This window comes from Enterococcus sp. LJL98 (genome assembly GCF_054871745.1).
In genome coordinates this window covers 422,186-433,752 of record NZ_JBTXLU010000001.1, presented here as the reverse complement: position 1 = coordinate 433,752, position 11,567 = coordinate 422,186, and the positions used below count along the sequence as shown (strand labels likewise).

9 protein-coding genes are annotated in these 11,567 nt (G+C 39.6%); 7 read left to right on the top strand and 2 right to left on the bottom strand.

The features are described from left to right. Positions 1 to 11: 11 nt before the first annotated feature. The 4 genes from ACYSNO_RS02020 to cls all read left to right on the top strand — a co-directional run bounded on the left by ACYSNO_RS02020 (position 12) and on the right by cls (position 4,996). Positions 12 to 731: a YebC/PmpR family DNA-binding transcriptional regulator gene (locus ACYSNO_RS02020; protein WP_461729393.1), complete on the top strand. Its 720-nt coding sequence runs from the start codon at positions 12 to 14 to the stop codon at positions 729 to 731. A 503-nt stretch (positions 732 to 1,234) separates the two neighbouring features. After that, on the top strand, positions 1,235 to 2,746 hold the full coding sequence (gene glpK / locus ACYSNO_RS02015; RefSeq protein ID WP_461729392.1) for a glycerol kinase GlpK: 1,512 nt from the start codon (positions 1,235 to 1,237) through the stop codon (positions 2,744 to 2,746). A 14-nt stretch (positions 2,747 to 2,760) separates the two neighbouring features. Then, positions 2,761 to 3,435 carry a hypothetical protein gene (locus tag ACYSNO_RS02010; RefSeq protein ID WP_461729391.1) on the top strand — a complete coding sequence of 225 codons (675 nt, stop codon included), beginning with the start codon at positions 2,761 to 2,763 and terminating at the stop codon, positions 3,433 to 3,435. Further along, the gene (gene cls / locus ACYSNO_RS02005) at positions 3,425 to 4,996 is read left to right on the top strand and encodes a cardiolipin synthase (RefSeq protein ID WP_461729390.1); all 1,572 of its coding nucleotides are present in this window, start codon (positions 3,425 to 3,427) and stop codon (positions 4,994 to 4,996) included. The genes ACYSNO_RS02010 and cls overlap by 11 nt, the downstream gene beginning before the upstream one ends. A 144-nt stretch (positions 4,997 to 5,140) precedes the next feature. Here cls and helD read toward each other — a convergent pair whose 3' ends face one another. Together helD and ACYSNO_RS01995 are read right to left on the bottom strand one after the other, a co-directional pair. After that, the gene (helD, locus tag ACYSNO_RS02000; protein ID WP_461729389.1) at positions 5,141 to 7,417 is read right to left on the bottom strand and encodes an RNA polymerase recycling motor HelD; all 2,277 of its coding nucleotides are present in this window, start codon (positions 7,415 to 7,417) and stop codon (positions 5,141 to 5,143) included. Positions 7,418 to 7,528: 111 nt separating this feature from the next. Continuing rightward, positions 7,529 to 8,131 carry an NUDIX hydrolase gene (locus ACYSNO_RS01995; RefSeq protein WP_461729388.1) on the bottom strand — a complete coding sequence of 201 codons (603 nt, stop codon included), beginning with the start codon at positions 8,129 to 8,131 and terminating at the stop codon, positions 7,529 to 7,531. A 133-nt stretch (positions 8,132 to 8,264) separates the two neighbouring features. Between ACYSNO_RS01995 and ACYSNO_RS01990 the strand changes: the two genes are divergently transcribed. The 3 genes from ACYSNO_RS01990 (at position 8,265) to rimP (ending at position 11,560) form a co-directional block, all read left to right on the top strand. After that, the gene (locus tag ACYSNO_RS01990; RefSeq protein WP_461729387.1) at positions 8,265 to 8,633 is read left to right on the top strand and encodes a DUF488 domain-containing protein; all 369 of its coding nucleotides are present in this window, start codon (positions 8,265 to 8,267) and stop codon (positions 8,631 to 8,633) included. A 334-nt stretch (positions 8,634 to 8,967) separates the two neighbouring features. Beyond that, a complete protein-coding gene (gene thrS / locus ACYSNO_RS01985; protein WP_461729386.1) occupies positions 8,968 to 10,902 on the top strand; it encodes a threonine--tRNA ligase in 1,935 nt (644 codons plus the stop codon). A 184-nt stretch (positions 10,903 to 11,086) separates the two neighbouring features. Beyond that, positions 11,087 to 11,560 carry a ribosome maturation factor RimP gene (rimP, locus tag ACYSNO_RS01980; protein ID WP_461729385.1) on the top strand — a complete coding sequence of 158 codons (474 nt, stop codon included), beginning with the start codon at positions 11,087 to 11,089 and terminating at the stop codon, positions 11,558 to 11,560. The last annotated feature ends 7 nt before the right edge of the window (positions 11,561 to 11,567 follow it).

The following is an 11,567-nucleotide window of genomic DNA, read 5'->3' as shown; positions in this document are numbered from 1 at the left end:
GAAGTGAGACCATGGGTCGTAAATGGCAAAATATTGTAGAAAAGAAGACCGCAAAAGATGCGAATACGAGTCGAACATATGCAAAATTTGGAATTGAAATTTATGCAGCAGCAAAAACGGGAGAGCCGGATCCTCACTTAAATCAAAAATTAAAATTTGTTATTGATCGTGCCAAAACTTATAATGTTCCAAAACACATTATTGATCGAGCAATTGATAAGGCTAAAGGTTCGGGCGAGGAACATTATGATGAGTTACGCTATGAAGGTTTTGGTCCCAATGGCGCGATGGTTATCGTAGATACTTTAACAAATAATGTCAATCGTACGGCAGCAGATGTGCGCGCAGCATTTGGAAAAAATGGTGGAAACATGGGGGTTTCGGGTGCGGTTGCCTATATGTTCGAACCCACGGCTCTATTTGGCTTTGAAGGCGAAGACGCAGATAGCATCTTAGAGTATCTAATGGAAAAAGAAATTGATGTGCGAGATGTTGAAGAAGAAGCCGGACAAATCATGGTTTATGGAGAACCCGAGGATTTTCATGCCATTCAAGAGGCATTAAAAGAAAAAGGCATCGAGCGATTCAATCTTTCTGAGATGGAAATGTTGCCACAAAATGAAGTCCAATTAAGTGCAGAAGATCAGGCTATTTTTGAAAAGATGATTGACGCCTTGGAAGATTTAGAAGATGTTCAAAAAATTTATCATAATGTGAGCGAAGTAGAATAACAGAACCAACCTTGAAAGGAATACGTCAATTTATAAATAACTCTGCTTAAAAAACACCCCCGGGGAAGGATGATGACTCGTTCTTCCTCGGGGGTGTCTACTATTTGAACGCTGAAATGGACAATAGCCCTCTCTTAATGAAGAGAAGGCTATCTAACGAATCAATAGTTATTATTTTAAAGTTGGTGGACACTATTACTTAAAAATTAATTATTTCTCATTTAAACGACATATTCCCTAACCACTAATACATCCTTGTAACCCTCTGTTACGCCAGTTTGAATAAATTTCCTTAAAACAAATTAAAATTATTGCTTAATAATATCTTTCGTGTAAACCAATTATAGCGTTCTTTTGAAAAGGGGTCAAATAAAGTTAAGAAAATATTAAGTGTAACCCCTCGATTATTGTCGCGATTGAAATGAATCAACAGCTGTTCTTATCTCTAAGTGGGTATGCTATAATTGTAAAATGAATGATATTTTATAAAGGAAGAGAAGCCAATGACCCAAAAATATATTTTAGCCATTGATCAGGGAACGACAAGTAGTCGCGGCATCATTTTCAATAAAAAAGGCGAAGTTTACGCGACGAGTCAGAAAGAATTTACCCAAATTTTCCCACAGCCTGGATGGGTGGAACACGACCCCATTGAAATCTGGCATTCCGTTCAAAATGTGATTGCCGGTGTTTTAATTGCCGGGAAGATTCAGCCTGAAGAAATTGCTGCAATCGGGATCACCAATCAACGAGAAACAACGGTCTTATGGGAGAAAGAAACTGGGGAACCGGTTTATCATGCCATTGTTTGGCAATCAAAACAATCCAGTGAGGTCGCCGATGAGTGGAAGGCGCTTGGTTATGAACAACGAGTCAAGGAAAAAACAGGCTTGCCGATTGATTCTTACTTCTCAGCGACAAAGATTCAATGGTTGTTCCAACAACGACCAGACTTGAAAGTTCGAGCCGAAAAAGGCGAACTATTATTTGGAACGATTGATACTTGGTTATTATGGAAATTGACAGAAGGAAAGGTCCATAAGACTGACTATACCAATGCCAGTCGAACCATGTTATTTAATATTCACGAATTGGCATGGGATCAAGAACTATTAGATTTATTCGATATTCCAAGAAGTCTGCTACCCGAAGTTTGCTCCAATACAGAGATTTTTGGTTACACAGACGATTATTTATTCTATGGTCAACAAATCCCCATTGCTGGGATTGCGGGCGACCAACAAGCCGCTTTAATTGGGCAAGGGGCATTTGAAGAAGGCATGGTAAAAAACACTTACGGAACAGGTGCCTTTATATTAATGAATACTGGGACAGAACCAATTATTTCGGAAAATGGCTTACTGACAACAATCGCGTATGGAATCGGTCATGAAGTAACCTATGCATTGGAAGGGAGTATTTTTGTTGCTGGTTCTGCCATTCAGTGGCTACGAGACGGCCTAAGATTAATTAATGATGCGACATCGACTGAAAGTGCAGCGATGAGTGTACCAGACAGCAATCAACTATATGTCGTTCCAGCTTTTACAGGTTTGGGTGCTCCTTATTGGGATCAAGAAGCTCGAGGAGCAATCTTTGGGATTACGAGAGGAACGACGAAAGAACATTTTATTCGAGGCACATTAGAATCATTAGCCTATCAGACTTGTGATGTCGTTCAGACAATGTCTTATGAGGCTGGCCTGCCAATCAGCTTGTTAAAAGCAGATGGAGGCGCATCAAAGAACAATTTTTTAATGCAATTTCAAGCAGATATTTTGCAGACAGATGTTAAGCGACCGGCATTTCTAGAAACCACAGCTTTAGGTGTTGCCTTTTTAGCGGGGTTAACGACGGGCTTTTGGCAAGATTTTGATGAAATAAAAGAGGTGTATGCAAAAGCTGAAACCTTTCATCCTAGGATGACCAAAGAGGTAAGCCAGAATTTATACGCTGGATGGCAAGAAGCGGTTGAGGCAACGATGAAGTTTAAACATCGTCCGCTAGGAGAATAGAACGAGGAGGAATATTGGTGGAGACAATTATTTTAGAACCCTTTGATCGGATTTTAAGTGGCTATGAGAAAATAACGGAAATTTCTGTAGCTATTAGTGATTGTTCACAACTTTGTTCACGTTACCGTGAGTTTGGTGTGCAAGGCTATCGATTGGGCGATTTTCGAGGCGTTAGCTATTTAAATCGTTACCTAACGTGTGCCGTAAAACAAGCACCCATGTTAATTTATCGCAAAGATTACTTAATTCCCTTGGTTTTCCGTGAATCAGAAGATTCCTGGCTACTCTTTGAAGAGTCGACCCGTCTGACTGGCTTTTTTTATCTTTTAGATTGGTACCTCGCCAATGACCGGGAAAAGGTTTTAGTCAAAGAACACAACTTTGGGAATCAAAAAGGACGAATCAATCGTGAATCAGTCATTGATAGTGCCTTTTTGTCCTTTCGCCTATCTGAGATTATTGATGGTGCAGGTTTTCCACTCAGTCAATTTGTTTATTTGGAAGAATTTATTGATTGGAATCGCAGCAATCGATTGATTGATAACGGTGGCATCGGACGTCATAGCCGGATTTTTGATGTTGAAAACCCGAAGAATTATTCGGAACTAAAAGTAATTTTACAAATTATTCAATTAAAGTATCCAACACTCCCTTTACTTGATTATTTGGAGGTCATGTATGAAAATTGATGAGAACGAATTGTTTAAAAGAAGCAAAAAAAGCTTCTTACAATTGGTCTTTAGTCGTGTCGGCATTATTCTTTTATTATTAATAATTCAGATTGGGTTATTGTTTCTCGGGATGAACTATGTTTCGACCAATTATGTGCATATTTATTATGGTGGTTCGCTTGTTGTGACAGTTATTGGTTGTGTCGCCTTATTTAACAGTAAAAGTGACAATAGTGTGAAATTAACTTGGTTAGTTTTATTCAGCGTCTTGCCAATTATTGGCATCTTTCTTTATTTTTATACCCGTTTAGAAATTGGGCATCGCTTGGAACGCCGCCGACTTGTTGAAATTGGAAAGAAGAGCAAGGGACGGATTCAAACAAAAAAGGAGGTCTTGGTAGCCTTAGAGCAGTATCCTAATCTAAAAGGCCTGCATCATTTTGTCAATTTAACGGGTTCGTACCCGATCTATCAAAACAATGCGGTTTGCTACTATCCATCTGGAGAAGCGAAGTTTGAAGATTTACTTAACGAGTTACGACAAGCAGAAACCTTTATTTTTATGGAGTATTTTATTGTTGGAAAAGGTCGTATGTGGGGTCAGATTTTAGAAATTCTAATTGAAAAAGCCCAAGCTGGGGTGGAAGTTCGTTTTATGTATGATGGTTTTTGTGAATTTTCTTTGTTGCCACGTTCTTATCCAGATGAATTAAGGAAATATGGGATCAAGTGCAAAGTCTTTTCCCCCATTCAGCCCTTCGTCTCGACCGTCTATAATTTCCGTGACCACCGGAAAATTTGCGTCATTGATGGCCGAGTCGCCTTTACAGGGGGAGTGAATTTGGCCGATGAATACATTAACGAAATCGAACGGTTTGGCCATTGGAAAGACACAGCGATTAAAATTACAGGACAAGCAGCAGAAAGTTTTACGTTGATGTTTTTAAAAATGTGGGCCATGGATAGCAGCGACATTGATTTTGAACCTTGGCTTTCGTTAGCAGTTGAGGAGGCAGATGACAGCGTTGAGGAAGGGTTTGTGTTGCCTTATGCAGATTCTCCGCTTGACGATGAAAGAGTAGGAGAGATGGTTTATTTTGATCTCTTGAACAAAGCACAAAAATATGTTCATATTATGACCCCTTATTTAATTCTGGACGGGGAGATGGAGACGGCCTTAACTTTTGCCGCTAAAAGAGGCGTTGATGTAAAAATCATCTTGCCACATATTCCAGATAAGAAGTACGCCTTTGCTTTGGCTAAGAGTCATTACAAAACATTAATTGAAGCAGGAGTTCAAATTTACGAATACACACCAGGCTTTGTTCATGCCAAGAACTTTATCGTGGATGGTTATCAAGCGACGGTGGGGACCATTAATTTGGATTATCGTAGTTTTTATCATCATTTTGAATGTGGCGTTTATCTTGAGGGGGTCAAGGAAATCGAAAAAATGGCAATCGACTTCGCTGAAACGCTGGCACTTTCTCAACGAATCACGCTAGATGATGTTCGAAACGAGAAAGATTTTACAAAGCTTCTAGGATGGATAATGAAAATATTTGCTCCGTTGATGTAATAAAATAAACAAAAAAGCCAGTGTCACGGTGTTCGATGCATCCCGTGGCGCTGGCTTTTTTCGGCTCTATAATTTATGGGACTGATGATTCAGAAATGAATCAATCAGGCCCTTTTTTCGAGTGTTCAATCGTGTGGTACTTTCTCAACGAATCGTTTGATAGGTTGTCTGGTCGATGTTTTCTAAAAGTGGACTCGGGGTTGCCGGAACAAGCACGGTAAGTTCATGCATGCCGCGGGTCGCAATGGTGTAGAGAATGAGTTGGTCTTGTGCTGACGTGAAATTGTCCCCGATATTCCAAGCAAAGACGCTATCAAATTCTAGCCCTTTGGCCAAGAAAGCAGGGATAATCATCACTTGACGTTTCATAAAAGCATCTTCCGAAGTAATTAATTGAATTTCCCTTTGTGTTGTCTCATCGAATTGTTCATAAAGTGTTTGACATTCTTGAATGGACTTACCAATAATGGCAATCCGCCAATAAGGATTCTTTTGGCTAGTTGTTTGGACTTGCCGGAGGAGCTTCTCGCGCAAAGCATCCAAGGTTGTTTCCTGTAAGAGGATAGGTAACTGTCCGTTTCGGGCGGTTGTTTGTACCTGTTCTTCTTGAGATAAAAATTGGTTCGCAAAGGCTGTAATCTCTTGCGTGGAACGATAGCTTGTCGTTAATTGATAGCGAGCGATATTTTCTTCTGGGAACAAGTAATCGAGAGAGTTAACAATCGTTTCGTTACCGAAAACTTTTTGGTTTAAATCCCCGCAAAGGCTCATGCCGGCTTTGGGATATAAGGTACGTAATAAAGCCACTTGTGCAGGTGGGAAATCTTGCATTTCATCGACAAAAATAAAGCGTGCTTTTTGCTCCACGTCAATCGGGTGTAGGCCTCGTGATAGTAAGAAGAATAAAATTCCGTCTTGTTCCGTTAATTCCCGACTTCTAAATTGTTGCTTGACCGTATTCAAATGGTCATTCCATTCGGTTTGTGACAAGTTGAAACGAGTGAAAGTTTCCATCGGGATTTGTTGCAAGAAATGCACGTATTGTTTCGGTCGATTAATAAATTGATAGTTTTGAACGCCTCGAGTCAGTGCACGGAATTTTCGACGAACAATTTGCATGCGAATTTTTTTACGCAGACGACGTTCGTTTTCCTCAGTGTAATCCTGAGTTGGATCGTTTTCGAAAAGTGCTTGTAAACGCTCCTCCGTTTCATCTTTTACCCATTGTTTCCGTAATTCATCTCTTTCTAAGCCACCAATTTTCTTAAGGAGCTTTGTTTGTAATAATTGGCTGCGTTGGTGTAAGGGCAGTTGGCTATTTGTTTCTTCATACCAACGACGAATCTGTTGTTTGGTAATATACGTTTCCCCTTTGATTTTTAAGTCTCTAAAGAGGGGGCCGACAGGGGTAATCATTTCTAAATAATCCGAGATTAGACTCACAAGAGACAGGCTATTCATTAGTTTTTCGATTTTGTTATCTTTTCCAGTTAAGAAATGAATCTCTTCTGCTGCTTCTTTTTGAATTTCATAACGTGGCAATAGTTGTTGTAAGAAGTCACGGAAAGTGCGCGTTGGGACTTCACTTTCTCCTAGCGAAGGCAGGACTTGGGAAATATAATCAGAAAACAAGTGATTGGGTGAAAAAAGTAAAATTTGTTCGTCATCTAACCATTTACGATTCCGATACATCATATAAGCAATGCGTTGCAGTAAGGCAGAAGTCTTTCCGCTTCCTGCAATTCCTTCGATTAATAAAATCCGATTGGTCGTGTCACGGATAATCTCGTTTTGGGCTTTTTGAATGGTTGATACAATATTCTTCATCTGACCCGAAGAGGCTTCATCTAAAATTTCCAATAAAAAATCATCATTAATAATCTCCGTCGTATCCACCATTGAGAGCAATTCACCGTCTTGAATTTTAAATTGACGTTTTAATAATAGCTCAACTTCAAAACGATCGGTATCTGTTTCATAAAAGGTCGTTCCTAGTTCCCCTTCGTAATAAAGGTTCGCAATGGGAGCACGCCAGTCGATTACAAGGGTATCTTCCTTTTGGTTACGTAAGGAAGCGATCCCCAAATAAAGTGTTTCTGGTGCTTCAATGCCTTCTTTAAAATCAATTCGGGCAAAATAGGGCGATTTTTCCATAACGCTTAAAGTTTTTAAACGCTTTTTTTGTGCTTCGGTCGTTTGATAGCGTAAAAGCAAATCTTGTTCATGCTGTTGATATTCAACCACGGACTCGTAAAAAGCTTCTTCAGAGCCTGCGTTAATTTTTTTATCTGCTACTTCCTTTAGTTGCGATTGTAAAGTGTTTTCAACCTCTTCTTGTTGTTTTTTGATAATATCTTGTTCTTTTTGAATCAACTGAATGGTTTGACTCAGTTGTTTTTTTTCGAATTCACGGGCAGTCATTTTGGCATACCTCCTAAAAATTTGACCCTAAAAGTATAGCATAGAACCGTAAAGAATACGAAAAAAAGAACGAAATCTTAACGAGTTGTCAGAAATCATTCTTTTATTTTTTTAATCAAAGTAAGTGAGGGACGTTTGTTGACTTAAAAGTGTTAACTGTTCTTTTGTGGTTCTTTTTTCCGAAAGTCTCGGCAGCTGAGTCAGGGGGAAATAAGCTATTTTGCGAACCTCGATATTTGGACGAAATGCACCATCAAGTAAGTGACAAGCAAAGACGAGTTTATAGTATTGAAAACTTTGGGGAACTTCCAGATTTAAGTTTGTGTCAAAGACAGCTAACAAATGGGAAACGTCTACCTGATAGCCTGTTTCCTCCAACATTTCTTTTTCGATATTTTCTCTGGGGCTGAAACCAACTTCGCCAAAACCACCGGGTAAAGACCACTCTAGACTTGTGGCGTCTTGTACGAGCAAAATCTCGTGCTGTTCGTTTAAGCAAAAGCCGCGGACATCAATTTTGGGCGTTGGGTAACCGGATTCTTGAGAAAAAAGTTGTTCGATTGTGGGCAGTGAGGCACTCCCACAATCTGCAAGTAAGGTGAGTGCAATTTGTTTGACTTCCGTATACCTTTCGTGATCATAAGGATCTTTTCCAAATGTGAGGCCGCTTTGTGCGATGGCCAAAAGTCGTTGTGCTTGTTGTAAAAGATTCATTGCTTTTTTCCCTCCTTTTTCTTTTTATTCTAGCAAATTTAAGCGTAAAAAACCTTTACTGTGAAAGCGAAATCTTTTTATTTAAAGAAAATTAGGGGTACAATGAAGAGAGAGACCGAAGGAGGTTTTTGAAGTGGGAGAATTAAAAATCAAAAGAGCTTATGAAGATTTGACGTCGATTGCCGGCAAACGAGTGTTGGTTGATCGGATTTGGCCAAGAGGAATCAAGAAAGAAACGCTGCATTTGGATTTATGGGAAAAGGAAATTGCTCCTTCAAGTGAACTGAGGAAAAACTTTGGGCATGTCCCGGAAAAGTATCCTTGGTTTAAAGCGCAGTATGAAAAGGAGCTTGAGAACAATCCAATTTATCCCTCTTTTCTGGAACAAATTCGTCACTGGTTACAAAACGAAAATGTCTTTTTACTTTTTGGTGCGAAAGATGAAACCCATAATCAAGCCGTTGTCCTGCAAGAAAAATTACAAGAAGATTTAAAGAAGTAAAAAATCCTTGCAATTTTTCAGAAAAAGTGATTAAATAAGAACATATTTGATTAATGAAAAAGACACCTGCATTTGAGAGTCTTCGAAAAGAGAGGAAAAGCGTGGCTGAAACTTTTCCGGGAGAAAACCAAAGAATGACCACTTTTTCAGACCTTTGTTGAAACAGAGGCGGTCGTTACCGTTAACACGTTTGAGAAATACAATGATTGTATTTAAAATTAGGTGGAACCACGATGAGTCGTCCTAATACTGTAGACTTGCTACAGTATTAGGACTTTTTTATTGCAAAAAAACAGGAATTTGTAATAAAAGGAAAATAAAAGGAGGAAGCGAAATGATTAAAATAACATTTCCAGATGGTGCCGTTCGTGAATACGAGGCGGGCATTACAACAAAGGAAATTGCGGAAGGTATTTCAAAAGGACTTGCAAAAAAAGCACTAGCTGGAAAGGTGAACGGAGAATTGATTGACCTTGATCGTGCGATTGAGGCAGATGCAACGATTGAAATTGTCACACCGGACCATGAAGACGCACTCGGACTTTTGCGTCACTCGACGGCTCATTTAATGGCACAAGCCATGCGCCATTTGTATCCAGAAATTAAGTTCGGTGTGGGACCAGCCATTGACTCTGGTTTTTATTATGACACCGATAATGGTGAACAGCCAGTCACTGCCGAAGATTTGGCAGCGATTGAAGCAGAAATGATGAAAATCGTCAAACAAAACTTACCCATTACGCGTCGTGTACTAACGAAAGAAGAAGCACTCGAACTGTTTGCCGGCGATCCTTACAAAGAAGAGTTGATTCAAGATCTACCAGCTGATGAAATTATCACTGCCTATGAACAAGGGGACTTTGTTGATTTATGTCGTGGGCCTCACGTCCCGACAACTGGGCGCATTCAAGTATTCCAACTCTTATCAGTAGCAGGCGCTTACTGGAGAGGCAATTCCGATAACCACATGATGCAACGCGTTTACGGAACAGCTTTCTTTGACAAAAAAGCACTGAAAGCTTTTATTCAAATGCGTGAAGAGGCAAAAGAACGTGACCACCGCAAGTTAGGAAAAGAATTAGATTTATTTATGTTATCACCTGAAGTAGGATCAGGCTTACCGTTTTGGTTGCCAAAGGGGGCAACAATTCGTCGAACAATCGAACGTTACATTACAGATAAAGAAATTGCCTTAGGCTACCAGCACGTTTATACGCCGATTATGGCAAACGTTGAATTTTATAAAACATCAGGGCACTGGGCACACTACCATGAAGACATGTTCCCGCCGATGGATATGGGCGATGGTGAAATGTTAGTGTTGCGTCCAATGAACTGTCCACATCATATGATGGTGTATAAAAATGACGTCCACTCTTATCGCGAGTTACCGATTCGTATTGCAGAGTTGGGACAGATGCACCGTTATGAAAAATCAGGAGCGCTGTCGGGCTTACAACGTGTACGAGAAATGACCTTAAACGATGGGCATACGTTTGTTCGTCCAGATCAAATTAAAGAGGAATTCCGCCGCACACTTGATTTAATGATTGCTGTCTATGAAGATTTTGACATTACCGACTATCGATTACGTATTAGTTACCGTGACCCAAAAAACACTGAAAAATACTTTGATGACGATCAAATGTGGGACCATGCACAATCAATGTTAAAAGAAGTAATGGATGAAACTGGTCTCGATTACTTTGAAGCAGAAGGTGAAGCGGCCTTTTATGGACCGAAATTAGACGTTCAAGTAAAAACGGCTTTGGGAAATGAAGAAACACTTTCAACGATCCAGTTGGACTTTTTATTACCTGAACGTTTTGATTTGACCTATGTGGGTGAAGACGGGGAAAACACGCATCGACCAGTTGTCATTCACCGCGGGATTGTTTCTACGATGGAACGTTTTGTTGCTTATTTAACCGAAACCTATAAAGGAGCCTTTCCAACTTGGCTGGCACCGATTCAAGCAACTATCATTCCAGTCTCTGTGGAGGCACATCACGAATACGCCCTGACTGTGAAGGAACGCCTGCAAGAACAAGGCATTCGAGTTGAATTAGATGACCGCAATGAGAAACTTGGATATAAAATTCGTGCTTCTCAAACACAAAAAATCCCTTATCAAATTGTTGTGGGTGACCAAGAAGTCGCAGAAGGCACCGTCAATGTTCGCCGTTATGGTTCGAAAGCAACCCAAGTGGAAAACTTAAATGTTTTTGTTGATGCGATGGTAGCCGATGTCTTAAATCGTAGTAAATAACGGGAAAATTAAAGAAAATGAAAACGAAATGTTAAGAAAATAGGAATCTCTTGAGTTTTCTGAAAAAATATGTTATATTTCTAACTGTAATGATACTAGAGTTGAGTGAGGGCGGTCTTTTCCCTCACTCTTTTTATGGCATGAAATGGATTTCGTTACGATTATTTAAAGGAGGGATCATATTTTGAGTACGGTTGTGGAAACTGTTACAGATTTAGTAACACCAATTTTGGAAGCGGAAAAATTTGAGTTAGTTGAGGTAGAGTTTGTTAAAGAAGGTAAAAACTGGTTTTTACGTGTCTTTATTGATAAGGAAGGCGGAATTGATTTAGAAGATTGTGCCCTTGTCAGTGAGCGTTTGAGTGACTCCCTTGATACAATTGAACCGGACCCAATCCCACAAGCTTATTTTCTTGAGGTTTCTTCTCCTGGTGCAGAACGACCATTAAAAAAAGAAACAGATTATGAACAAGCTTTAGGCGCTTATATCCATGTCTCTTTCTATCAAGCAGTCGATGGTGAAAAACAATATCAAGGGTTCTTGCAATCGTTTGATGCAGAACAATTAGTTTTAAAAGTTAAAATTAAAACCAGAGAAAAAGAACTGACCCTTGATCGCAAAAATATTGCCCATGCTCGTTTAGCAGTTCAATTTTAATTACGGA

Excerpts from the sequence above, each read along its gene's own strand:
- ACYSNO_RS02020 (WP_461729393.1), top strand. The coding sequence starts at position 12 with ATGGGTCGTAAATGGCAAAATATTGTAGAAAAGAAGACCGCAAAAGAT.
- cls (WP_461729390.1), top strand. The coding sequence starts at position 3,425 with ATGAAAATTGATGAGAACGAATTGTTTAAAAGAAGCAAAAAAAGCTTC.
- helD (WP_461729389.1), bottom strand. The coding sequence starts at position 7,417 with ATGACTGCCCGTGAATTCGAAAAAAAACAACTGAGTCAAACCATTCAG.
- thrS (WP_461729386.1), top strand. The coding sequence starts at position 8,968 with ATGATTAAAATAACATTTCCAGATGGTGCCGTTCGTGAATACGAGGCG.
- glpK (WP_461729392.1), top strand. The coding sequence starts at position 1,235 with ATGACCCAAAAATATATTTTAGCCATTGATCAGGGAACGACAAGTAGT.
- ACYSNO_RS01995 (WP_461729388.1), bottom strand. The coding sequence starts at position 8,131 with ATGAATCTTTTACAACAAGCACAACGACTTTTGGCCATCGCACAAAGC.